Annotated in this window: 20 protein-coding genes; 10 read left to right on the forward strand and 10 right to left on the reverse strand. The window is 71.5% G+C overall.

The window, feature by feature from the left end:
• The first annotated feature begins 3 nt into the window (after positions 1–3).
• Positions 4–1065 carry a ribosome small subunit-dependent GTPase A gene (gene rsgA, locus QE392_RS16095; protein WP_307453493.1) on the forward strand — a complete coding sequence of 354 codons (1062 nt, stop codon included), beginning with the start codon at positions 4–6 and terminating at the stop codon, positions 1063–1065.
• On the forward strand, positions 1062–1535 hold the full coding sequence (bcp, locus tag QE392_RS16100; RefSeq protein ID WP_307453494.1) for a thioredoxin-dependent thiol peroxidase: 474 nt from the start codon (positions 1062–1064) through the stop codon (positions 1533–1535). Before rsgA ends, bcp begins: the two co-directional genes overlap by 4 nt.
• A 385-nt stretch (positions 1536–1920) precedes the next feature.
• Here the strand turns inward: bcp and QE392_RS16105 are convergent, their stop codons facing one another.
• Positions 1921–2301 (reverse strand): histidine kinase, encoded by a 381-nt coding sequence (locus tag QE392_RS16105; RefSeq protein ID WP_307453495.1) that lies wholly within the window; start codon positions 2299–2301, stop codon positions 1921–1923.
• Between the two features lie 211 nt (positions 2302–2512).
• On the opposite strand from QE392_RS16105, the gene QE392_RS16110 reads away from it, so the two are divergent.
• Positions 2513–2761 (forward strand): WhiB family transcriptional regulator, encoded by a 249-nt coding sequence (locus tag QE392_RS16110; protein WP_013583608.1) that lies wholly within the window; start codon positions 2513–2515, stop codon positions 2759–2761.
• A 537-nt stretch (positions 2762–3298) separates the two neighbouring features.
• Here the strand turns inward: QE392_RS16110 and QE392_RS16115 are convergent.
• Complete coding sequence (locus tag QE392_RS16115) at positions 3299–4795, reverse strand: sensor histidine kinase (protein ID WP_307453496.1); 1497 nt, start codon at positions 4793–4795, stop codon at positions 3299–3301.
• Positions 4796–5387: 592 nt separating this feature from the next.
• Between QE392_RS16115 and QE392_RS16120 the strand changes: the two genes are divergently transcribed.
• A complete protein-coding gene (locus tag QE392_RS16120) occupies positions 5388–5834 on the forward strand; it encodes an Rv3235 family protein (RefSeq protein WP_307453497.1) in 447 nt (148 codons plus the stop codon).
• A gap of 230 nt (positions 5835–6064) precedes the next feature.
• On the opposite strand, the gene QE392_RS16125 is transcribed toward QE392_RS16120, so the two are convergent.
• On the reverse strand, positions 6065–7291 hold the full coding sequence (locus QE392_RS16125) for a pyridoxal phosphate-dependent aminotransferase (protein ID WP_307453498.1): 1227 nt from the start codon (positions 7289–7291) through the stop codon (positions 6065–6067).
• Between the two features lie 114 nt (positions 7292–7405).
• Entirely contained in the window at positions 7406–10207 is a 2802-nt protein-coding gene (gene secA, locus QE392_RS16130; protein WP_307453499.1) for a preprotein translocase subunit SecA, read from the reverse strand.
• A 183-nt stretch (positions 10208–10390) separates the two neighbouring features.
• Between secA and QE392_RS16135 the strand changes: the two genes are divergently transcribed.
• Positions 10391–11701 carry a hypothetical protein gene (locus tag QE392_RS16135; protein ID WP_307453500.1) on the forward strand — a complete coding sequence of 437 codons (1311 nt, stop codon included), beginning with the start codon at positions 10391–10393 and terminating at the stop codon, positions 11699–11701.
• Positions 11702–11945: 244 nt separating this feature from the next.
• Here QE392_RS16135 and hpf read toward each other — a convergent pair whose 3' ends face one another.
• The 6 genes from hpf to QE392_RS16165 form a co-directional block, all read right to left on the reverse strand.
• The gene (gene hpf / locus QE392_RS16140) at positions 11946–12608 is read right to left on the reverse strand and encodes a ribosome hibernation-promoting factor, HPF/YfiA family (RefSeq protein ID WP_307453501.1); all 663 of its coding nucleotides are present in this window, start codon (positions 12606–12608) and stop codon (positions 11946–11948) included.
• A 94-nt stretch (positions 12609–12702) separates the two neighbouring features.
• Entirely contained in the window at positions 12703–13371 is a 669-nt protein-coding gene (locus tag QE392_RS16145; protein WP_307453502.1) for a ComF family protein, read from the reverse strand.
• Between the two features lie 81 nt (positions 13372–13452).
• Positions 13453–15111, reverse strand: a complete 1659-nt coding sequence (locus QE392_RS16150) for an LpqB family beta-propeller domain-containing protein (protein WP_307453503.1) — start codon at positions 15109–15111, stop codon at positions 13453–13455.
• The gene (mtrB, locus tag QE392_RS16155) at positions 15108–16787 is read right to left on the reverse strand and encodes an MtrAB system histidine kinase MtrB (protein WP_307453504.1); all 1680 of its coding nucleotides are present in this window, start codon (positions 16785–16787) and stop codon (positions 15108–15110) included. The genes QE392_RS16150 and mtrB overlap by 4 nt, the downstream gene beginning before the upstream one ends.
• Positions 16788–16794: 7 nt before the next feature.
• A complete protein-coding gene (mtrA, locus tag QE392_RS16160) occupies positions 16795–17475 on the reverse strand; it encodes an MtrAB system response regulator MtrA (protein WP_307453505.1) in 681 nt (226 codons plus the stop codon).
• 517 nt (positions 17476–17992) lie between these two features.
• Positions 17993–18205 carry a hypothetical protein gene (locus tag QE392_RS16165; RefSeq protein ID WP_307453506.1) on the reverse strand — a complete coding sequence of 71 codons (213 nt, stop codon included), beginning with the start codon at positions 18203–18205 and terminating at the stop codon, positions 17993–17995.
• 32 nt (positions 18206–18237) lie between these two features.
• On the opposite strand from QE392_RS16165, the gene QE392_RS16170 reads away from it, so the two are divergent.
• From QE392_RS16170 to QE392_RS16190, 5 genes are all read left to right on the forward strand, one after another.
• Positions 18238–18999: a glycerophosphoryl diester phosphodiesterase membrane domain-containing protein gene (locus QE392_RS16170; RefSeq protein ID WP_307453507.1), complete on the forward strand. Its 762-nt coding sequence runs from the start codon at positions 18238–18240 to the stop codon at positions 18997–18999.
• Entirely contained in the window at positions 18996–19652 is a 657-nt protein-coding gene (locus QE392_RS16175) for a DUF4129 domain-containing protein (protein WP_307453508.1), read from the forward strand. Before QE392_RS16170 ends, QE392_RS16175 begins: the two co-directional genes overlap by 4 nt.
• Entirely contained in the window at positions 19649–20815 is a 1167-nt protein-coding gene (locus QE392_RS16180) for a DUF4350 domain-containing protein (protein WP_307453509.1), read from the forward strand. Before QE392_RS16175 ends, QE392_RS16180 begins: the two co-directional genes overlap by 4 nt.
• Before the next feature lie 287 nt (positions 20816–21102).
• Positions 21103–22032 (forward strand): AAA family ATPase, encoded by a 930-nt coding sequence (locus QE392_RS16185; protein WP_307454175.1) that lies wholly within the window; start codon positions 21103–21105, stop codon positions 22030–22032.
• Complete coding sequence (locus QE392_RS16190) at positions 22032–23333, forward strand: DUF58 domain-containing protein (RefSeq protein WP_307453510.1); 1302 nt, start codon at positions 22032–22034, stop codon at positions 23331–23333. Before QE392_RS16185 ends, QE392_RS16190 begins: the two co-directional genes overlap by 1 nt.
• The last annotated feature ends 9 nt before the right edge of the window (positions 23334–23342 follow it).

The following is a 23342-nucleotide window of genomic DNA, read 5'->3' on the forward strand; positions in this document are numbered from 1 at the left end:
CCCGTGAGCTGGCTCGACGACGCAGACGACGACGACGATCTCGCGTTCGACGAATCGTCGATCCGGGTCCGGCCGAACCCCAAGGCCAACCGCCCCCGCACGAAACGGCGTCCGGCGCACAACGACGCGCAGATCGCCCGCGTGCTCGGTGTCGATCGCGGCCGCTACACCGTGCTCGTGGACGAGGACGGTCCCGCCGAGCGCCGTGTCCTGGCCACCCGGGCGCGGGAACTGCGCAAGCAGCCCATCGTGAACGGCGACCGCGCGCGCGTGGTCGGCGATCTGTCGGGCGACGAGGGCACGCTCGGCCGCATCGTCGGCATCGAGGAGCGCACGTCGCTCCTCCGCCGCAGCGCCGACGACACCGATCAGGTGGAGCGCGTGATCGTCGCCAACGCCGACCAGATGCTGATCGTGGTCGCCGCCGCCGACCCGGAACCCCGCGAGAGACTCGTCGACCGGTACCTCGTCGCGGCGCTGGACGCCGGCATCCGCCCCCTCCTCGTGGTGACCAAGACCGATCTGGCCGACCCGACCGAGTTCCTCTCGCATTTCGCCGGGATCGACCTCCGCGTCTTCACCAGCGCGCAGGGCGCCATGCCGCTCGCGGAGATCGGGGCGGCGATCGCCGGGCACTCCACCGTTTTCGTCGGGCACTCGGGTGTGGGCAAATCCACGCTGGTCAACGCCCTCACCGGCTCCGAGCGGGCCATCGGCCACGTCAACGTCGTCACCGGGCGCGGCCGGCACACCTCGTCGTCGGCGGTCTCGCTCCGCTACCGTGGCCCCGCCGGCACGGGGTGGGTCATCGACACCCCGGGTGTGCGGTCGTTCGGTCTCGGGCACGTCGACCCCGCGCATGTGCTGGGCGCCTTCACCGACCTGGCCGAGGCCGCGGAGGACTGCCCCCGCGGCTGCACGCATCTGCCCGATGCCCCGGACTGCGCGATCGCGGAGGCCGTGGCATCCGGTCGCTTGGGGCCGGGCGCCGAAGCGCGCCTGGACTCGCTGCACCGCCTGCTCACCACGTTCCAGGCCATCGAGCGTTCTAGGCTGGAGGGGTGACGAACCTCGAACCCGGCACCGCCGCGCCCGACTTCACCCTGCTCGACCAGGACGAGCACCCCGTCTCGCTGAGCGACTTCCGCGGTCGCCGCGTGATCCTGTACTTCTACCCGGCCGCTCAGACGCCCGGGTGCACCACGCAGGCGTGCGACTTCCGCGACAGCCTCGCCTCGCTGCAGGGCGCGGGATACACCGTGCTCGGCATCTCGCGCGACACCCCCGAGAAGCTGCGCGCCTTCCGCGACAGCGACGGGCTCACCTTCCCGCTGCTGAGCGACCCCGACCACCTCGTGCACGAGGCCTACGGCGCGTGGGGCGAGAAGCAGAACTACGGCAAGACCGTCACCGGCGTGCTGCGCTCGACCTTCGTCGTCGACGAGGAGGGCGCCATCGTCGAGGCGCTCTACAACGTCAAGGCCACCGGACACGTCGCGCGGTTGCGCAAGACGCTCGGTCTCGCCGCCGCCTGACCCCACCCGTCGCCACCCCGCCCATCGCTACCCGCGGTGGGCGGGGTTCGTCGTTCGGAGGCCCCGCCCGCCGGGAGACACGACGCCGCCTATCCTCCTCCGCGTCGATCGCCTCCGACGCGCCCGGCACGCGGCCCCGAGTCCCCTGCTTGTGGTCCGCAGTCCGGCGGGTGATCGCTCAGCCGAGCCGACACCGCACGTCAGACGCATCGCAGGCGCTCAGCCCCTGGTTCGCGTGTGCGGACGACGCGACGCCGGTCGCCAGGCCGGTTCTCGTGCGTCATGCCCGGAGGGCGGGCGAGCATCGCGGACGGTCGGCGAACCGGGGGCATACCCGACCTTCCCGGGAGGGCACCCGGCGACGGCGGGGTTCCCCGCGGAACCGTCAGTCGTCGTCGCGGCGCGGCGGCGCAGCCCGACGCACGGCGAGCACCAGCAGCACGAGCCCGATCGCGGCCGGAAGGGCGATGAGCGCGGCGACGGCCGGCGCTGCCCACTCCCCCGTGATCGCACCGATCGCGACCGACAGGATGAGCAGCTGAGTGACGATGCCGCCCGAGCGGCCGGCGGAGACGTCTCGCGCCGTGGCGACGGCGAATGCGGCGACGATGGCGGCCCCGATGATCGTCAGCACGATCAGCGCGATCGAACTCACGACCGAGTCGGTGTCGCCGCCGATGAGCGCGACGACCTGCCATCCCGCCAGGGCCAGGATGCCGAGGGCCTCGAGCGCCAGGAACGCAGCGGCCGCGAGACGAACCGGCATCCGAAAGCCTCCGAAGGGCGCGAGCGGCGCCGTTACGATCTGGAAACCTGGCGGTTACCTCTTGATCAGGCGGAATCGCTATGGGAGCATGATTAAAGCCGTGTGCTCCCACAGCGAAGTGGGGCGAGCTCTTGCTCGCGTTCCCACCAGGGTACCGGACCCGATAGCCGGTGCCGAATCGACCGAAATTTCTGTAACAAGGAGCACCCCTATGGATTGGCGCGACAAAGCAGCCTGCCTGACCGTCGACCCCGAGCTGTTCTTCCCCGTCGGCAACACCGGTCCCGCGGTCGACCAGATCGAGAAGGCCAAGTCGGTCTGCGCTCGCTGCACCGTCACCGAGGTCTGCCTGCAGTACGCCCTCGAGTCCGGCCAGGACTCGGGCGTGTGGGGCGGTCTGAGCGAAGACGAGCGTCGCGCGCTCAAGCGTCGCGCCGCCCGCGCCCGCCGCGCGTCCTGACCTCGCGACAGCAGTCGATCGAAGAAGCCCACCCCCGCGGGGGTGGGCTTCTTCGCGTGCATGGGTGAGTGCGCACTCCCCCGTGCCGTCGCCTGTTCCCCGCACCCCCGGCATCCGGATCCGCGAGAACACGCGGACGCGCGAGATGCGCCGGACAGGGCCGCGTGCGGACGGGGCTCCACGTTGCGCACAGAACCGCGCAATCCTCGCACCACGGCATCCCGAACCTGCGAGATGCGCCGGGCGGAGGCGCGGGCGGGCTCCACGTTGCGCGCAGAACCGCGCGATCCTCGCACCACGGCATCCCGAACCTGCGCGGAGAACAGCCATCTGCGAGGAAGCGCTCAGCCACGTCGCGAGGACAGGCTTCATCATGCCGGCAGGACGCCACGACCTCGGACGGCGGGTCCGACATCGTGAGGACGCCGACGATCTCCGAGCGAGGGCGGCGCGCCGCGGGACGAGCTCTCACGGCGGCGAGATGAGACCCACAGTCCCGAGACGGCGCCCGGCCACGAGCGGGCCGGATGCCAGGAATCAGACCGCGGCGCCGCCGATGTACCGCAGCGGGATCTCGATCGTGACCTCGGTGCCGCTGCCCATGAGGGTGTGCCAGTCGATGGTCCCGCCGAGCTCGCCCTGGATGAGCGTGCGCACGATCTGCGTGCCGAGACCGCGCCCGACCTGCCCTTCCGGCAGCCCCACACCGGTGTCGCGGACGCTCACCTCGAGCATCTCGCCGCTGCGTTCCGCCGAGATCTCGACGTCGCCCTCCTGACCGGCGAGGCCGTGCTCGACGGCGTTGGTGACCAGCTCGGTGAGCGCGAGAGCGAGTGGTGTGGCGAACTGGCTCGGGAGTGTGCCGAACTGCCCCGTCGTGCGCGTCCGTGCGCGGGTGTTCGGGGCCGCGGCCACCTCGGCGACGAGCTTGAGGACGCGGGCGAAGACATCGTCGAAGTCGACGTTCTGGGCGAGCCCCTCCGACAGGGTGTCGTGCACCACCGCGATGGCCGACACCCGACGCATGGCCTGCGTGAGGGCGTCGCGCGCTTCGTCGGAGTGCGTACGGCGCGCCTGGATGCGCAACAGAGAAGCCACCGTCTGCAGGTTGTTCTTCACCCGGTGGTGAATCTCGCGGATCGTGGCGTCCTTGGTGATGAGTTCCTGCTCCTGATGGCGGATCTCGGTCACGTCGCGGCTGAGCACGATCGCTCCCACACGGTTGCCCCGTTCGCGCAGCGGGATGGTGCGCAGCGACACCTGCACGCCGCGCGCCTCCATGTCGGCACGCCAGGGCGCCCGTCCGCTGACGACGACGGGCAGCGACTCGTCGACGTCCTGTCGCTTGGCGGGGAGGATGCGCGCGGTGACCTCGGCGAGAGACTCGCCCTCGAGCTCGTCGTCGAAGCCCATGCGGTTGAACGCCGACAGCGCGTTGGGGCTGGCGAAGGTGGTGATGCCGTCGACGTCGAGGCGGATCAGGCCGTCGGAGGCGCGCGGGGCTCCTCGGCGCGGAGCGGTGGGAGCGGCGAGATCGGGGAATTCGGCCGAGGAGATCATGCCGAACAGCTCGTCCGCGCAGTCGTTGAACGTGATCTGCTGACGCGAGGGCGTCCGTGTCTCGCCGAGATTCGTGTGACGCGTCAGGACGCCGACGGTGGTGACCGCCTCCCCCTCGCGGGAGAGCTCCCGCACGATCGGGACCGCGCGCACACGGGTGGGAGTCTCCTCGAACCAGTCGGGGGATGCCGAGTCGACGATGCGCCCGCTCTGGAAGGCCTCGCGCACCTGCGTGCGCCACTGCGGCCGCACGCGGTCGCCCACGATGTCGCGATAGAAGAGCGTCGCTGCGCCGCCGGGGCGGGTGTGCGCCACGGCGACGAAGGAATCGTCTTGCGTCGGGACCCAGATCACAATGTCGGCGAAGGCCAGATCAGCGAGCAACTGTCCGTCGCCGGCGAGCCGGTGCAGCCACTCGACGTCGGCCTCGCTGGAGCGCCCCTGGGCGTAGACGAGTTCACTCAGTGTCGACACCCCTCCAGCCTAGGGGAGCGCTCGATCACCGCCTCCCCGGAGGTCGCCTGTCTCGCTGCAGGCGGGCCCGCGCGGGATCGGAACACCTCGAACCTCGCCACGGGTGCGAGCTGCGGGCTCGACGAACACCGTGCCCGGCCGCCCCGCCGGCGACTTCACCCGGCGGGTGAGACGGGGGCCTCCCCCGAAAGGGGGACCTCGTGAGCCGCGGCCGCTTCGATGCTGATTTTTCGCGCGGTTCTCGGCCCCGGCAGGTGCCGCGGCGTCGTCCGCCGTCGACCGTCCACACCCGAGCAGTATCTGTCTCCGTCGGCCGTGGATGCGACCGTCCCGATCGGCACGAGTGTCGCGGGGATGGCCGCGAAATCGCGGCCGATCCGCATGATCGCGCGGATGTCGCCCGTCGATGCGGCCACCTCGCCCCGCCTCACCTCAACACCGGACGCCCGCGGAAAGGGCTCCCTCCTACGCCGTCTCACCCGCCGCGACCTCTCCGGCGGGCCGCCCGCCCGCCCCCGGACCCCCGCGTGGGACTGCCCTACTGTCGGCGTCATCCCCCGCGCCTCGCCGCTTCACACCCACGGAGGGAACCATGTCATCGCACACCGCCCACTCCACCGAGAGTCCGACGAGAAGGTCGCTGGCCGCCGCCGCACGGTCGGAGGAGTTCTTCGGTCGTCAGAAGACCTCGGCCCAGCACCTGCCCTCTGCGGAGAAGTTCACGCTGAACATCGTGCGCGGAGTGCTCGAGGTGCTCGCGGGAGTCCGCGAACTCGACCAGCTGGCCCGCTGGCTGTCGGAAGACGTCTACCGCACGGTCGGGGTGCGGGCGAGCCTCGCGGCCCGCGCGCGCAGCGCCCGCGGGATGCCCACCCCGCGATCGACGCACATCATTCAGAGTGTCCACCTATCCTCCCCGGCCGACCACGTCGTCGAGGCCACCGTCACGGCGGCCACGCGTCTGCGCACGCGGGCCATCGCCCTCCGGCTCGAGGGGCTGGACGGCCGGTGGCGGGTGACCTCGCTCGGTCTCCTGTGACCAGAGCGCACGTCCGCCGAGATCGCGCGCGTCCGGGCGCGTCCTCACCGAGCGGCGGACGCACGGCGCGCTGACGGCGGGTGCGATGGGGCCTCACCCCGCCCGTCGTCAGCGCGTCTCACGACTGCCGCCCCACCCGGACTCTCGTCATGGACGAACCCGTGCACCGCCGCGCACGGCGGAGACGGAGCCCGTTCCGACAGTCTCCCGCCTGTCCACCGGGACGGGCGTCAGGGCCGCCAGGACGCGAGGAAGTTGCCGAGCCGTTCGACGGCATCCGCGATCACCCGGGCTTCGGGAAGGGTCACGATGCGCACGTGGTCGGTGGCCGGCCAGTTGAAGCCCGAACCCTGCACGAGCAGCACGTGCTCGGCGACCAGGAAGTCGCGCACGAACTTGCCGTCGTCGGGGATCTCGTACACCTCGGGGTCGAAGCGCGGGAACGCGTACAGCGCACCGCGGGGCAGCACGCACGACACGCCCGGGATGGCCTCGAGGCCGTGCCAGGCGGCATCCCTCTGCTCATGCAGGCGACCGGTCGGCGCGATGAGCGCGTCGATGGACTGCACGCCCGAGAGCGCCGCCTGCACCGCGAACTGCGCCGGGACGTTCGGGCACAGACGCGTGGATGCCAGCAGGTTGATGCCGTGGATGAACCCCTGCGCGTGGTCCTTCGGGCCCGTGATCGCGAGCCAGCCCGAGCGGTACCCCGCGACGCGGTAGGTCTTGGACAGACCGTTGAAGGTCAGGCACAGCAGGTCGGGCGCCACCGTGGCCAGGGGGATGTGGACGGCGTCATCGAACAGGATGCGGTCGTAGATCTCGTCGGCGAGAAGCAGCAGCGAGTGCTCGCGAGCGATGTCGGCGATTCCGTCGAGGACTTCGCGCGAGTAGACCGCACCGGTGGGGTTGTTGGGGTTGATGACGACGATCGCCTTGGTGCGGGGCGTGACCTTCGACCGGATGTCGTCCAGATCGGGCTGCCATTCACGCGACTCGTCGCACAGGTAGTGCACGGGAGTGCCGCCGCCCAGGCTCGTCATGGCCGTCCACAGCGGGTAATCGGGCGCGGGGATGAGGACCTCGTCGCCCTCGTCGAGCAGCGCCTGCATGGTCATCGTGATGAGCTCGGACACGCCGTTGCCCAGGAACACGTGATCGGGGTCGAGGGCGGGGAAGCCCGGCACCTGCTCGTAGCGCGACACGACCGCGCGACGGGCCGACAGGATGCCACGGCTGTCGCTGTAGCCGTGCGCGTTCGGGACCGACGCGATCATGTCGCGCACGATCTGGTGCGGCGCTTCGAAACCGAAGATCGCGGGATTGCCCGTGTTGAGCTTGAGGATCGAGTGCCCCTCGGCCTCGAGACGGTCGGCTTCGACCAGTGCCTCCCCCCGGATCTCGTAGAGGACGTCTTTCAACTTCGACGACTGATCGAGGGGGCGTAGCGGGCTCATCGGATCAGGATATCCCCGCCTCCATCGAGCCAATCGACAGCGAGTGGACCGTGCTTCGGCCGCTCGGAACGCCGGATGCCGCGCCCCCGACGGGGACGCGGCATCCGGCACGAATCACTTCTTCTTCGCGGCCCGGCGATCGGCGCGGTTGTTCGCTGCAGCCGGGTCGGCGGCGCTGTCGGTGCGCTGACCGAAAGCGCCGCGGGCACCGGTGGGCACCGGTTCGGCCGCGGGCGCGGCCTGCTGCGTCGCCTGGCGGACGCGGTTGGTCGCCGCCTGCTGCACCTGACCGCGGTCGTTGCGCACCTCGACCTCGCCCGCATCGTTGGCGGCGGAGTACTCCAGGCGCTGCGTCTCGACCGGCGTCGGCGTGAGGCCCTTGGCCTCCACCTGCGCCTCATCGCCGTCGACCTTCCGCACCTCGACCTCGAGGTTGTAGAGGAAGCCGACGGACTCCTCCTTGATCTGCCCCATCATCGACTGGAACATCTGGTAGCCCTCGCGCTGGTACTCGATGAGCGGGTCGCGCTGGGCCATCGCGCGCAGGCCGATGCCGTCTTTGAGGTAGTCCATCTCGTAGAGGTGCTCGCGCCAGCGGCGGTCGAGCACCTGCAGCACGACGCGGCGCTCGAGCTCGCGAAGCGCCTGCTCGCCGAGCTGTTCCTCGCGGTGCTGGTAGGCGATGCGGGCGTCGGAGATGATCTCGCGCTTGAGGCCCTCAGGGGTGATCCGCCCCTTGTTCCCCCCGGCTTCGGCCACGACCTCGTCGATCGTGACGCTGACCGGGTACATGGTCTTGAGCTCGGTCCACAGGGCGTCGAAGTCCCACGACTCGGTGTGACCCGAACCGGTGTGGTCGTCGATGACGGCCGTGATGGCGTCTTCGATGAAGTGCTGCACGCGGTCGGCGATGTCATCGCCCTGGAGCATGTGACGACGGTCGGCGTAGATGGCCTCGCGCTGGCGGTTGAGCACGTCGTCGTACTTCAGGACGTTCTTGCGCATCTCGGCGTTGCGTGCCTCGACCTGCGACTGCGCGCTCTTGATGGCGCGGGAAACGAGACCCGACTCGATGGCCACGTCGTCGGGGAAGTTCGTGCGGGCGAGGATGGCCTCGGCCGCGCCCGACTGGAACAGGCGCATGAGGTCGTCGGTGAGCGACAGGTAGAAGCGGCTCTCACCGGGGTCGCCCTGACGACCCGAGCGACCGCGCAACTGGTTGTCGATGCGACGTGACTCGTGGCGCTCGGTGCCGAGCACGTAGAGCCCGCCCGCCTCGGTGACCTTGGCCGCCTCTTCGGCGACGGTGTCGCGCACGGACTGGTACACCGAGTCCCACTCGGATTCGTACGCCTCGGGCGTCTCGACGGGGTCGAGGCCCTTCGCCTTCATCTCCTGCACGGCGAGGAACTCGGCGTTGCCGCCGAGCATGATGTCGGTTCCACGACCCGCCATGTTGGTGGCGACGGTGACGGCGCCGAGGCGACCCGCGCGGGCCACGATCTCAGCCTCGCGCGCGTGGTTCTTGGCGTTGAGCACCTCGTGTCGCACGCCCTTCTTGGCCAGCAGACGCGAGAGGTACTCGCTCTTCTCGACGCTGGTCGTGCCGACCAGGACGGGCTGGCCCTGGGCGTGGCGCTCGACGATGTCTTCCACGACCTGCGCGAACTTCGCCGTCTCGTTCTTGTAGACGAGGTCGGACTGGTCCTTGCGGATCATCGGCTTGTTGGTCGGGATCGGGACGACGCCGAGCTTGTAGGTCGACATGAACTCGGCCGCCTCGGTCTCGGCGGTACCGGTCATGCCCGAGAGCTTGTCGTACAGGCGGAAGTAGTTCTGCAGCGTGACCGTTGCGAGGGTCTGGTTCTCCGCCTTGACGGGGACGCCCTCCTTGGCCTCGATGGCCTGGTGGATGCCTTCGTTGTAACGGCGTCCGACCAGGATGCGGCCGGTGTGCTCGTCGACGATCATGACCTCGTCGTTCATGACGACGTAGTCGGTGTCGCGCTTGAACAGGGCGATCGCCTTGATCGAGTTGTTGAGGAACGAGATCAGCGGGGTGTTGGCCGACTCGTACAGGTTGTCGATGCCGAGGTAGTCCTCGACCTTCTCGATCCCGGGCTCGAGCACGCCGATGGTGCGCTTCTTCTCGTCGACCTCGTAGTCGACGCCCGCCTCGAGGGTGCGGGCGAGCTTGGCGAACTCGGCGAACCAGCGGTTGGCCTCACCGGATGCCGGCCCCGAGATGATCAGCGGGGTGCGGGCCTCGTCGATGAGGATCGAGTCCACCTCGTCGACGATGGCGAAGAAGTGACCGCGCTGCACGAGGTCCTCCTTGCGCCAGGCCATGTTGTCGCGGAGGTAGTCGAAGCCGAACTCGTTGTTCGTGCCGTAGCTGATGTCGGCCTCGTACTGCTCGCGGCGCACCTCGGGCGTCTGTCCGGAGACGACGGTGCCGGTGGTCATGCCGAGCGCGCGATAGACGCGGCCCATGAGCTCCGACTGGTAGCTCGCGAGGAAGTCGTTGACCGTGATGACGTGCACGCCCTTGCCGGCGATGGCGTTGAGGTAGGCCGGAAGGGCCGCGGTCAGCGTCTTTCCTTCTCCGGTCTTCATCTCGGCGATGTTGCCCAGGTGCAGGGCCGCGCCGCCCATGATCTGGACGTCGTACGGGCGTTGTCCGAGGGTGCGCTTCGCGGCCTCGCGGACGGCGGCGAAGGCCTCGGGCATCAGCTGGTCGAGCGTCTCGCCGGCCTCGTATCGGGCCCGGAGCTCCACGGTCTCGTTGCGAAGCTCGTCGTCGGTGAGCTGCTCGTAGTCCTCTTCGAGCGCCCCGGTCGCCTTCACGACTCCCTGCAGGCGACGCAGAATGCGGCCCTCGCCGGCGCGCAGCAGTCTCTCGAGCGGATTTGCCACGAAGAATCTCCATCTGTCGGGTGCAGCGTCCGCGCGGACGCCGGCCTGCGAACAGGCATACATAGCCCATGTTATCGGTGTTACCGGTTCGTGACCTGCGAAGCAGCCGCGATCCCGCGGCCGGACGCGTGCCCGCAGCGAACACACGGCGCCGCGCGCGAACCCGCCGCTTAGGATCGAGCCATGGCGGGGTTCTGGGGTAAGAGGAAGCGCGAAGAACAGGATGCGGCGGACGCCGATCTCGCGCGTCGGGCGGAGCTGGCGATCGTCGCCGCCGACGAGCGCGTGCGTCTGACCTCGGACGAGCTCGATTTCGCCCGGGCGGAACTCGGCGACAAGGCCACCGAAGACCTCGCCGCCGCTCTGGACTCGGTGCGCACACACCTGGCCGAGGCGTTCCAGCTGCACCAGCTGAACCACGATGAGATCCCCGACACGAAGGAGGAGCTGCGCACGCGGAACGCGCGCATCATCCAACTGTCGGAGTGGGCAGAAGACCTGCTCGAAGAGCGCACGCAGGTGTTGCAGCCGAAGATCGACGCCGTGCGCCGCGCGCCCGAGACACTCGCCCGCGTGCGCGCCGACCGTGATCGCCTGGCCGAGCGCATCCCGAACGCCCGGGAGGTCGTCGAGCGCCTGTCGCGTCGCTATAGTGACTCCGCGCTCGCGCAGATCGGCGGCAATCCCGAAGAGATCCAGCAGCTGCTCGACTTCGCCGTGCACACCGCGTCCGTCTCCGAGCGGCGCCGGGACGCCGGCCAGCGCGAACAGGCGTCGGTGGCGTTGGAAGCGGCCACCGAGGCGGTCCGCCGGGCCGAATCGCTCCTGGATGCCGTGGACACCTTCGAGATCGAGGCGCTGCGCGCCGAATCGACGCTCGCGGCCGTGATCGACGACTCCCGCAACGACCTGATCGAAGCGCGGAGCGGAGCGCAGACCCCCGCGGTGACCCAGGCGATGGCGGCGCTGCAGAACGCGCTCGCCGCCCTGCCGGCCGCCGGGACCCGCAGCGACCCCTTCGCCGCGCTGTCGTCACTGCGCCAGGCCAACTCCGACCTCGATATCGCGCGCGAGCGCGCGGCTCGCCCTGTCCCCTCGCAGCAACAGGTGGACCACGCCGTGGACGACGCCGACCGACAGCTCGCGGTCGCGCGCGGCCTGATCACCGGTCACCGCGGGTGGATCGGCGCCGACGCGCGCACGCGCTTCGTCGAGGCCGAGCGCCTGCGCGCGGGGCTCCCCCTCGGTCCGGTGCCCGAGGAGCAGCGCGAGACGGTGCTCGCCACGGCGCGACGCGCCGGGGCGTTGGCATCCGAGGCTCTGCAGATCGCTCAGCGCGACATCGAGCAGTCGCGCCCCGACGACTGGGGCGGCAACGGATACGGTCGCGGCGGCTACGGTCGCGGCGGCGGCATGGGCGGCGGCAACATGGTCGGCGGCATGCTGGGCGGTCTGGTCATCGGCTCGCTGCTCGGCGACATCTTCGACGGCTGAACCCACCCCGCTCCCCCGGCGCGGGGGCGCACCCCTTCGGGTGAGATGCGCTCCGGCACGCGGCGATGCCCGGTGCCGGAGGAGCTGCTCCGCCCGGGCGAGACGAGCTGCCCGCCCGGGGGACCTGGACGCGGGATGCGGTGCGCGCGCGGACGCGCCACGCGAGTCCGCTCGCCACGACCACCTCCCCCGGCACGACGACGCCCCCGGCCGGAACGGCCGGGGGCGTCGCGAACGTCTCAGATCAGGACGCGACCTGCGCGGCGGGCGCGGCCTGCGTCGCGAGGGCGATCACGCCGTAGTCCCAGCCCTTGCGGCGGTAGACGACGCTCGGGTGGTCGGTGCGCGCGTCGATGAAGAGGAAGAAGTCGTGGCCGACCAGCTCCATGCGGTCGACCGCGTCTTCGACCGTCATCCACTCGGGGCCGAACTCCTTCTGCCGGATGACGACCGGGCAGTACTCGTCTTCATCGGCGGACTCGCTCTGGACCGGAATGGAGCCCGTGGCGACGGCGCGCAGCACGTCGACGGAGGCGGGCTCGACGTCAATGCCGGCGAGCTCACCGGTGTTCTTCTCGAACTTGGCGCCGCGGGGGTGGTTTCGGGCGTCGACGCGCTTCTGCTTCGCCCGTCGCACCTGCTCGGAGATCTTGTCGACCGCGAGGTCGAGGGCAGCGAATTTGTCGGCGTCCGTGGCTTCCGCGCGGACGACCGGACCCTTGCCGTCGAGGGTGAGCTCGACCGTGTCGTCTTCCATTCGCCCGTTGCGATAAGAGCGATGGGTGACCTTGACCTCGAGGGCCTGAGCGCGCGGCGCCAGGTGCTCGATGCGGCTGACCTTCTCTTCAACGACGGAGCGGAATCGATCCGTGATTCCCACTCCCACGCCGACGATGCTGGTGTCCATCCGTGACCTCCTTGTTCCGGGTTCCGCCCGGTCAAAGGGCGGAACATCCGTCGCCTTCAGTCATCCCCACGCTAGTGCGAGGCCACCCCCGATGTCACGTGGAAATCACCTCTGCTTCTGCTTCGGATCGCCTGCGACGCGGCGTGTACGCCAGCGCCACGGCCCGGACGTCGGTGGCACCCGCCGCCCGCAGCGCCCGCGCGGCTTCGGCGAGCGTCGCGCCCGTGGTGATGACGTCGTCGACGATCACCACCGGACCGCGAAGCGGCACGCGCGCCGCGAACGCCCCACGGACGTTCTCACGACGCGCGCGGCCACCCAGCCCGCGCTGATCAGCGGGCGCCCGCCGCAACCGCAGCAGGCGTTCGGGCCGGCACCCCGCCCGCCGCGCGAGCACCTCGACCGGCCGATAGCCGCGCCGGCGGAAGGCGGCGCGGGAGGACGGCACCGTCGTGATCCGCGCGCCCGGAGGGATGGATGCCGCCAGCGCGGCGGTGAGCGCGGGGGCGAGATCCCGGGCGAGCGCGGTGCGACCCTCCTCCTTGAACGCACGGACGACCCGTGCGGCGACGCCCTCGAACCGGAGCCCGCAGACCACGCCGAGGTCGGGTGCCGCCTCCCGCCACGACGGGCGAGGCGCCAGGTCGGCACGGCATCCGTCGCACAGGTTCTCATCGGGCGCGCCGCATCCGGCACAGGCGCAGGGCAGCCAGAACGTCAGCGCGTCGCGGAAGGCGGACGTGAGCGCGGCCGGGAGGGTCATCCGCCCAGCCTGACGGCCCCATGTGGGAATGGCCCCGCCGACGAGTGATCGGTGCACTCGTCCCCGCCTCGGGAGGAGCCGTCAGGACGTGGTGCCCTGCTGCGCGGCCAGCACGCGGATGTCGGAGGCGATCAGCGTCCAGGAGCTTCCCCGACGGCTGAACAGCCGGCCCTGGTCGTCGAGCACACGAACGCTCGTGCTCCCCGCGGCCAGGGTGCGCGTGCCCTCGGGGGCCACCGCATCGGTGCCGCCGCCGCCCACGCCGAGCTGGTGCAGCGTGCTGACCCCGTCGGTGCGGGAGAGCACGCCCACCGTCGTGTCGTCGAGCCAGGCCAGGTCGAACGACCCGGGCTTCGAGAACGACAGCACATGGGGCGGACCCAGATCGATCGCACCGTTGAGGCGCTCGATCCCGGCCACCCAGACCTCGCGGTTGCCCGAGACCGTGACGACGGCGGCGATGCGCGTCCCGTCGCGCGAGATCTGCATGGCGGTGATCTCGGCGGCATCCGGCCAGGCGTTGCCGACATCGCGCGGCACGCCCTCGGGCGTGATGGCGCGCAGCTGCGTGGGCGCCGTCGCGGGCACGCTCCAGACCACGCCCTCCGCGTCGATCGAGGGGGTGATCAGCCCCGCACGCTCGTCGAGCAAGAACGTCCGGCCGTCGGCGAGGGCGCTGGCGACGGCGCCCTGCGGGGTGCGGACCGCCGCGAGGGAGCCGTCCGCCTCCAACGCGACGGCGACGGGTGCCAGCGACTCCACCGCGTCGGAGAGCGCGCCGATCGGCTCGACCGCGTCGCCGGCGAGAGAGCCGAACACCCCGGCGGTCGTCAGGACCGCCGGAGAGGGATCCACGCGGGTGACGCGCACCTGAACCTCGGTCGCGGCGATCGGTGTGCCGTCGACGGTCATCTGGACGTCGCTGATCCCCGCGGTGGCCAGACTCCTGACGAGCTGGGTCTGCATGCGGTCGAGACGCGTGCGGTCCAGGCTCAGCGCCGCCTGCGGGAGCTGCACCTGGGCCACCCCGTTCTGCGACAGGGTGACCGAACGCCCGACGAGCGAGAGCTCGTCGGGGAAGGCGGTCGCGACCGCACCCGCGAGCCAGGTGCTGGGCTGCCCTTCGACGAGCGCGGTGGCCACGCGGCTGGCGACCAGAGCGCGCGGGAACCAGCGGACGTCGGGCACGATGAAGCTGAACGTCGGATCGAAGTAAGCGATGGATGCCGTCTGGTAGACGGTCGGGAACACCTCTTCGTAGAGCACGACGCCGTCGGGCGCCGAGGTGATGCGCCACTGATCGTCGACACGGGTGAGCGCGAACGACAGCGTCTCGGCCGTTCCCGAAGCGGTGGGGGCGTACGCACCCGCGGCATCCACCTCCGCCGTCGCCGTGACCGACACCGACACCGACGAGCCGTCGGCGGCGGCCGAGGCGCGACGGTCCGCGAGCCGGTCGATCGTGACGCGGGCCCGCGGGTCCCACTGCGTACCCGGGGCGAGGAACAGCTTCGCGGTCGCCCAGTCGTCGGCGGGACCGGACCCGGCGCGGAGGAACCCCTCGACGATCTCGGTGGGGGTGGCGTCGTCCTGCGGGCCGTCGGGCACGAAGGCGAACGCCTGCGCGTCGTCGGACTGCGGGCCGCGCCCCGGGTTGACGTACCCGGTGGTGGGCAACCCGGTGCACGCGGCGAGCGCGAGCACGAGGGTGAGGCAGACGAGGGTCAGGGCGCGTCTCATGACGACCTCCGCACGCCGGGTCGGGTGGAGATGGGCTGCGTGAGGCCGAGGGCCTCGAGAGCTCCACCCTGCTCGTCGTCGGGGACGAGCGGCAGCGGCGAGCCGGTGACCGGCTTGCCGTCGCGCGGGAGGGTGAGCACGAAATTCGATCCGCGCCCGAGCTCGGACCACACCGCCAAGGTGCCCCCGTGCAGGCGCGCGTCGCCGAGCGCGATCGACAGGCCCAGTCCCGTCCCGCCGATGGTGCGCACGCGGGAAGGATCCGCGCGCCAGAAGCGGTCGAACACCCGCTCGACGTCTTCGCCGCGCATGCCGAGACCGAAGTCGCGCACGCCCAGTGCGATGGCATCCCGATCACTGTCGACAGAGACGACGATGGGACGCCCCTCTCCGTGCTCGATGGCGTTGCCGAGGAGGTTGCGGACGATTCGCCGGATGCGGCGGGCGTCCATGTCGACGGGGGTGTACCCGCCGGGGGCGACCAGACGCACGTCCGAGCCGTGCCCCTCGGCCAGTTGCTCCATCGACAGGATGACGTCCTCCGCGAGGTGGGCCAGGCTCGTCGGCTCCCGTTCGAGCTGCACCGAACCGGCGTCGTAGCGGCTGATCTCCAGCAGATCGGTCAGCAGCACCTCGAATCGCTGCACCTGCGCATGCAGCAGTTCTGCGGCGCGACCGGTCACGGGATCGAACTCCTCGCGCTGGTCGTTGATCATGTCGGCGGCGAGCTTGATGGTCGTCAACGGCGTGCGCAGTTCGTGGGAGACATCGGAGACGAAGCGCTGCTGCACGAGGGAGAGGTCGGCCAGCTCCTTGATCTGCGACTCGATGCTGTCGGCCATGGCGTTGAACGAGCGGTTCAGCGTGGCCAGCTCGTCCTCGCCGCGCACCGGCAGGCGCACGCCCAGATCGCCCGCGGCGAGCTTGGCGCTGGTCTCGGCGGCATCCGCGATCGGGGTCGTCACCGACCGCAGGACGAACCAGGCGATCGCGCCGATCAGCACGACGAGCACCAGTCCCACCACCCAGAGCAGCACCTGCACGAACGCGAGGGTCTGCGAGGCGCTCAGGAGGTCGTACCCCATGTAGAGCTCGTACGAATCGACCCCGTCCGACGCGGGGAAGCGCAGCTGGTGTCCGACCAGGATGCCGGGCACCTCCCGGCCGTCGAAGGGCAGCGCCACCGACTGCCACCACTGCAGGTCGGGACTCGACTGCACCTGCGTCCGCAGCGCCTCGGTGACTAAAGCGGAGTCGAAAGCGGGTGAAATAAACGGCTGAGGTGCGAGCGGAGAAGGCGGCCCGATGCGGTACAGCGCGATGAGATCGCTGGACGACTGCTGGGACAGACGGGTCGCGATGCCGTTCATGAGGGTCTGCGCGGCAGCCGGGTCGGTGGAGTCCACCGCGGCGTCCAGCGTCGCCTGCGCCGCGGTGGTGGCCCGCTGCGCTTCGAGCAGCACCTGGTCCTTGCGCGCGGTGAAGAGCTCGTTCTGGATGACGAGAGCCATCGCCAGGCAGGTGACGAGGATCGTCACCGCGGTCAGGGTGACGGTGATCAGGATGGTCCGGAAGCGAAGCGAGCGACGCCAGAGCGTGCGGAGGCGCTCGCGCGCTCCCCGCCAGTCCCGGAGCCCTCGCGCCCGCGGCGGGAGGGTCCGCACCGCCCCCGTCATGGGCCGCTCAGGCCACCGCGCCGGCGCGGTACCCGACACCGCGCACGGTGGTCACGATCCGCGGGTTGTCGGGGTCGGCCTCGATCTTGGCGCGCAGGCGCTGCACGTGCACGTTCACCAGACGCGTGTCGGCCTTGTAGTGGTAGCCCCACACCTGTTCGAGCAGCATCTCGCGCGAGAACACCTGCTGCGGCTTCTCGGCCAGGGCGACGAGCAGCTCGAACTCCAGCGGGGTCAGCGCGATCGGCGCGTCACCGCGACGCACCTCATGAGCGGCGACGTCGACGGTCAGATCGCCGATGCGCAGCGTCTCGTCGACGGGCGCCTGGACGGGACGCAGGCGCGTGCGGATGCGGGCGACCAGCTCCTTCGGGTTGAAGGGCTTCATGATGTAGTCGTCGGCGCCCGACTCGAGTCCCTTCACCACGTCGGCGGTGTCGGTGCGGGCGGTCAGCATGATGATCGGAACGCCCGATTCCGCGCGCACGCGGGTGCAGATCTCGATCCCGTCCACGCCCGGGAGCATCAGATCGAGCAGGATCAGGTCGGGTCGCTCCACCCGCCACGCGTCGACCGCCTGAGCGCCGTCCGCGCAGAAGACCGTGTCGAATCCCTCGGTCCGCAGCACGATACCGATCATTTCGGCCAGCGCGGTGTCGTCGTCGACAACCAGGATCCGTGAAGTCATTCGGGTGTACGTCTTCCAGCTCGGACCCGTTCGGAGACGGGCATGTCGCCCTCGTGGGGGCACCTCCCCTCGAGAGTAGTCGACCTCCCTGCACGCCAGGCGAGCGTGTCGGGGGTGTGTGACACGATGAGCGGACCGCCATGTGATGAGGAGGCGCCACCGTGACCGCGTACCCGGCCTGGACTCCGGCATCCCGCCCGGGGATCGTTCCGCTGCATCCCTACGGATTCGGCACGATCCTGGGTCGCTCCTTCGTCGCCCTGCGCCACAACCCGAAGGTGCTGCTCGGCTTCGCCCTCGTCGTGCAGGCGGTGGCCTACATCGTGCTGACCGCGGCCGTCGCCGGCGCGGGAGCCGCGAGCTTCGCTCGACTGGACACCGTGACTCCCGGCAGCGACGACGCCGAGGCGATCCTGGCGGGCTCGATCGTGCTCACCGCCGCCACCGCCCTCATCCTCGGTGTGGCCGCCGGCGCGTTGAGCGTCGTCGTGCAGGGTGTCGTCGTGGCCGAGGTGGCTCACGCCGTCGTCGCCGAGAAGCCGTCGCTGAAGACGGTGTGGACTCGCGTGAAGCCCGTCTTCTGGCGCCTGATCGGGTACAGCGCGCTGACGCTGCTCGCCGCCGTCGTCGTGCTCGGCGTGCTCGCGGGCATCGTCGCCCTGCTGGTGATGTCGGTGCTGTGGCTGGGCGTGCTCTTCGGTGTGATGGCGGTACTGGGTCTCATCGTCATGGCGCTGTGGCTCGCCGCCAAGCTCTCACCTGGTGCCATCCGTCATCATCCTCGAACGCGCCCCGGTGTTCGCCGCGATCGGTCGATCGTGGCGGCTGACCCGGGGGCGGTTCTGGTCGACCCTCGGCATCCTCGTCATCATCTCGGTGTCGTTCAGCGTCGTCTCCCAGATCATCTCGATCCCTCTGAGCCTGATCGCGGGATTCGTGCCGGCGATCATCGCCCCGACCGGCGAGACCGACAACGGGGCGTTCGTCGGGATGATCGTCGTGCAGATCGTCGGCCAGTTCGGCATCCTCCTCATCCAGTGCATCGCGCTCGTCGTGCAATCCACCTCGGCGGTGCTCGTCTATGTCGATGCGCGGATGCGGGTCGAGGCACTCGACCAGGACCTGCAGACCTACGTCGAGGCGCGCGACGCCGGGACGAGCGACCTCGACGACCCGTACCGGATCGGCGTCGGGCGGGTCGCGGTTCGACCGGCTCCCCTGCCCGTCGGTGCGCCGGGATACGACGCGCAGCCGGGCTCCGGCACGCCGGGCGCGCACACCGGGTACGGCCTTCCGCCCGCTCGCGGCGGACAGCCCGTGGACGCCGTCCCCGGCCCCCGGACGGCAGACGGCGCGCCGGCGTCCCCCGCACCGCAGGCCGGAGGAGACCGGGCCGCCGCCGAAGGCGAGGCAGCGACCGACCGGGCGACGCCTCGGCCGAGCGGCAGCCCGACGGCACCCCCTCCCGGCGCAGCGCCCGCACCGACGACATGGGCGGCGCCCGGCTCGAACGGCGACGCGTGAGCTTCCTCGCCTCCCTGACGGCGGCCTTCCCGCTGCTGCCCGACCCCGACCAGGCGCGCGAGTGGGCCGAGCGCGAACTCGCCGACCCCGCCTACGCCGCGGCGGAGCCGACTCTCATCGACCGCATCGCCCAGACGATCGGCCGGTTCCTCGGCGACCTGCTCCGGGTGCCGGACGCCCCCGGTTGGGCTCCGTCCGCACTCGTGATCCTCGCGATCGTCGTCGCCGCCCTGATCGTCGCCGGCATCCTCATCTGGGGACGGCCGCGCTCGCCCGCACGCGCCGCACCGGCCGCGCACGCCCTCTTCGATGACGACGACGTCCGGTCAGCGGACGAATTGCGATCCGACGCCGCCCGGGCCGCCGCACGCGCCGACTGGGACGAGGCCATCGTGCTGCGGTTCCGTGCCTTCGCGCGCGGGCTGACCGAACGCGGACTCGTCGACCCTCCGCCCGGCGCGACGGTCCGCGCGTTCTGCCGCGAGGCCGCGGCATCCCTCCCCTCCCTCGTCGCCCCCCTCGACGCGGCGGCGGAGACCTTCGACGACGTGCGTTACCTGCGCCGACCCGGCACTGCCGAGCGCTATCGCGCGATCGCCGATCTGGACGACGCGGCCGTGCGGACGCGTCCGGCGCCGGCGGCCACGACGTGAGCGTCGTCGACGCGCCCGCCCGGTCACGACGACGCGGTGCGCTGGGCTGGGTGGCCCTGGTCGTGGGTGTGCTGGTCGTCGCCGTCGTCGGCGGCTCCCTGGTCTATGGCGGTTACACGCAGCGCGCCGCGCTCGATCCCGAATCCGCGGGACCGGACGGCACGCGCGCCGTCGTGCGTCTCCTCGAGCAGCAGGGCGTCCGTGTGACCGTCGCCCGTGATCGCGAGGCGGCCGAGCGTGCGCTGGAGGGCGGCGCGGCGACGCTGGCCCTCCGAGACGCCCCCATGCTGTCGGACGACGCCTTGCGTGCATTGACGGACCGGGCGCGACACGTCGTGCTTCTGGAGCCCCGCACGCGCGCGCTCGACGTCCTGTTGAACGGCTCCCTGCTGGGCGGTTTCGCCGACGACCGGGCGGTCGCGGCCGACTGCGACGTGCCCGCGGCGGAGAACGCCGGTGCGGCGCGGGTCGGCGAGTCGATGATCCCGGGCGACGGTGTGCAGGGGTGCTTCCCCGTCGACGGCGGCTTCGGCCTGCTCTCATCGGAGACGGCGGGCCGCACGGTGACCGCGCTCGACGCTCTCTCCACGGTCACCAACGCGACCCTCCCGCTCGACGGCAATGCCGCACTGGCCCTCGCCGTTCTCGGGCAGTCCGACTCCCTCGTCTTCTACGTGCCCTCCCCCGGCGACGCCGATCGCGCCGAAGACGTCCCGACGCTGGCCGATCTGACCCCGCCGTGGGTGAGCCCCGTCCTGGTGCTCCTCCTCGTCGCGGCCCTCGCCGCCGCCCTCTGGCGGGGCCGTCGATTCGGCCCCCTCGTGACCGAGCGCCTTCCGGTCACGGTGCGGGCGAACGAGACGACCGAGGGCCGCGCCCGCCTTTACGCGACCGCGCGTGACGCTCCGCACGCCCTCGGCACGCTGCGGCGTGCGGCGCGGGAACGCCTGGGCCGGCTGCTCGGCCTCCCCGCGCGGAGCGCGCCCGACCAGGTCGTCGACGCGGTCGCCCAGCGCCTCGGGGCGGACCGCACCCGGGTGCGGGCGATCCTCGTCGACGACCAGCCCCGCACCGACCGCGACCTGGTCGCTGCCGCCGACCGACTCCGCGATCTCGAGGCGAGCGTGCGCGCCGCCGTCCGAACCGAAGGGACCCCACGATGACCGACAGCTCCGAGAAGCCGGCCTGGCCCGCCCCGTCCTACCCGGCCGAGGTCCCCGCGTCGACCGGCGCGGAGGGCGCTCCCGCGAACACCGCTCCCGAAGCGGGCGGCGCCACCCCCACGACGGGCCCGGACGGCGCCACCCCCACGGCCGGCTCGGGCGCCACCGCCCCCACGGCCGGCCCGGACGGCACCGCCCCCACGGCCGACTCGGGCGGCGGCACGGCGGGTGCGACCACGCGCGCCCGGGCCCGCGCCGCCGGCGACGATGCCGCCCTGCGCGAAGCGATGCACCGGGTGCGGATGGAGGTCGGCAAGGCCGTCGTCGGACAGGACGGCACCGTCACCGGACTGCTCATCGCCCTGCTCTCGCGCGGGCACGTGCTGCTGGAGGGCGTGCCGGGCGTCGCCAAGACGCTGCTCGTGCGCTCCTTCAGCCGCGCCCTCGGCCTCGACACGCGCCGCGTGCAGTTCACCCCCGATCTCATGCCGGGAGACGTCACCGGCTCACTCGTCTACGACGCACGGGCGGGCGGGTTCGACTTCCGTCCCGGCCCCGTCTTCACCCACGTGCTGCTGGCCGATGAGATCAACCGCACTCCCCCCAAGACGCAGGCGGCGCTGCTGGAGGCGATGGAGGAGCGGCAGGTGTCGTCCGACGGCGAGAGCCGCGCCCTGCCCGATCCCTTCCTCGTCGCGGCCACCCAGAACCCCATCGAGCACGAGGGCACCTACACGCTGCCCGAGGCGCAACTCGACCGCTTCCTGCTCAAGCTGGTCGTCGATCTCCCGGGTCGCGACGCCGAGGTCGACGTGCTCCGCCGCCACGCGAGAGGCTTCGACCCGCGCCGACTGGGCGACGCCGGCCTCGAGCCGGTGGTCACGGCATCCGAGATCCTCGCGGCGCAGCGCGCAGCGGCATCCGTCGCCGTCACCGACGACCTGCTCGGTTATGTGGTCGACCTCGCTCGCGCGACGCGTCAGAGCCCGTCGGTGCTGCTCGGGGTGAGCCCTCGAGCGACGACGGGTCTGCTCGCCGCGGCGAAGGCCTGGGCATGGCTCGGCGGCTACCCCGCGATCACCCCCGACCACGTGCAGACCATGCTCGTCCCGGTCTGGCGCCACCGCATCCGCCTCCGCCCCGAGGCGGAGATCGAGGGCGTCTCGGTGGATGCCATCCTCACCTCCGTCCTGCAGCAGACGCGCGTCCCCATCTGATGTTCGTCACCGGCCGCCTCGCCCTGCTCGTCGCCCTCGGCGTCGTGCCCGTCATGCTGCTCAGCAGCGCGGGCGCGTCGGCATGGGCCGTCGCGGGCGGCTGGGTCCTGCTGTGCGCTGCGCTGGCCACCGCCGACGTGGCCGCGGCGGCCGATGCGCGCCGGGTGGAGATCACGCGGACGCTGGCGGAACGGGGCCTGCGCGACGAGCCGATCGCGGGCGAGATCCGGGTACGCAACCTCGGCACCCGCCTGCTGCGCGCGCGCGTACGAGACGCGTGGCAGCCGACCGCCGGGGCTCCCGAGGAGCGTCAGAGCCTGACCGTGCCGCCGGGCGAGCGGCGGGGGGCACCGCTGCGGCTGGTCCCCCGCCGCCGGGGGGAACTGCGCAGCGCCTTCGTGGTCGTGCGTTCGGCCGGACCGCTGGGCCTTGCCGGACGGCAGGCCGTCATCGACGCGCCCGCCCGCGTGCGGGTGCTGCCCCCGTTCACGGCACGTCGGCATCTCCCCTCCCGCCTGGCCCGGCTCCGCGAACTCGACGGGAACACCACGCTGCAGGTGCGCGGCCAGGGCACCGAGTTCGACAGCCTGCGCGAATACGTCCGCGGCGACGACGTGCGCTCGATCGACTGGCGGGCCACCGCCCGCGCGGGGACGACGATGCTGCGCACGTGGCGACCCGAGCGCGACCGGCACGTCGTGATCGTCATCGACACGGGGCGCACGGCCGCCGCGCGCGTCGGCGACGGTGTGCGCCTGGATGCCGCGATGGAGGCGGCTCTGCTGCTGTCGGTGCTGGCGTCCCGCGCCGGCGATCACGTGCACCTGCTCATGTTCGACCGCGCGACCCGCGCCCGCGTCACGCGCGTCGACGGGGCGCCGCTCCTGCCCGCCCTGGTGGATGCCATGTGTCCGGTCGAGCCGCAACTCATCGACACCGATTGGGATGCCGCCTTCGCGCAGGTGCGCGGCCTGTCGGTGCGTCCGGCCCTGGTCGTGCTGCTCACCGCCGCCGACGATCCCGAGGCCGCGCGCGCCTTCCTCGCGTCGCTGCCCGCCGTGGCGGCACGATCGCGGCTGCTGGTGGCCACCGCGACCGACGGACCGGGCGGAACACCCGCACACCGGGATGCCGCCGACGTCTACGCCGCGGCCGCCGTGGAGCGCGCACGACACGACGCCGCACGCGTGCGCGACGCGGTGCTGCGTGCGGGCGGCGACGCGGTGTCCGCGTCCGCCGACGACCTGCCGCCCCTCGTCGCCGACCGCTATCTGGCGCTCAAGGCGGCGGGTCGGCTTTAGCGCACCCAG

The sequence above is a fragment of the Microbacterium proteolyticum genome, from assembly GCF_030818075.1.
GTDB lineage: Bacteria > Actinomycetota > Actinomycetes > Actinomycetales > Microbacteriaceae > Microbacterium > Microbacterium proteolyticum_A.

Coding starts and splice junctions, on each gene's coding strand:
- QE392_RS16105 (WP_307453495.1), bottom strand. CDS start 2,301: ATGCCGGTTCGTCTCGCGGCCGCTGCGTTCCTGGCGCTCGAGGCCCTC.
- QE392_RS16185 (WP_307454175.1), top strand. CDS start 21,103: ATGCACCGGGTGCGGATGGAGGTCGGCAAGGCCGTCGTCGGACAGGAC.
- QE392_RS16145 (WP_307453502.1), bottom strand. CDS start 13,371: ATGACCCTCCCGGCCGCGCTCACGTCCGCCTTCCGCGACGCGCTGACG.
- mtrB (WP_307453504.1), bottom strand. CDS start 16,787: ATGACGGGGGCGGTGCGGACCCTCCCGCCGCGGGCGCGAGGGCTCCGG.
- QE392_RS16135 (WP_307453500.1), top strand. CDS start 10,391: ATGGCGGGGTTCTGGGGTAAGAGGAAGCGCGAAGAACAGGATGCGGCG.
- QE392_RS16110 (WP_013583608.1), top strand. CDS start 2,513: ATGGATTGGCGCGACAAAGCAGCCTGCCTGACCGTCGACCCCGAGCTG.
- QE392_RS16125 (WP_307453498.1), bottom strand. CDS start 7,291: ATGAGCCCGCTACGCCCCCTCGATCAGTCGTCGAAGTTGAAAGACGTC.
- QE392_RS16120 (WP_307453497.1), top strand. CDS start 5,388: ATGTCATCGCACACCGCCCACTCCACCGAGAGTCCGACGAGAAGGTCG.
- QE392_RS16190 (WP_307453510.1), top strand. CDS start 22,032: ATGTTCGTCACCGGCCGCCTCGCCCTGCTCGTCGCCCTCGGCGTCGTG.
- QE392_RS16150 (WP_307453503.1), bottom strand. CDS start 15,111: ATGAGACGCGCCCTGACCCTCGTCTGCCTCACCCTCGTGCTCGCGCTC.
- QE392_RS16165 (WP_307453506.1), bottom strand. CDS start 18,205: ATGACGATGAGACCCAGTACCGCCATCACACCGAAGAGCACGCCCAGC.
- mtrA (WP_307453505.1), bottom strand. CDS start 17,475: ATGACTTCACGGATCCTGGTTGTCGACGACGACACCGCGCTGGCCGAA.
- hpf (WP_307453501.1), bottom strand. CDS start 12,608: ATGGACACCAGCATCGTCGGCGTGGGAGTGGGAATCACGGATCGATTC.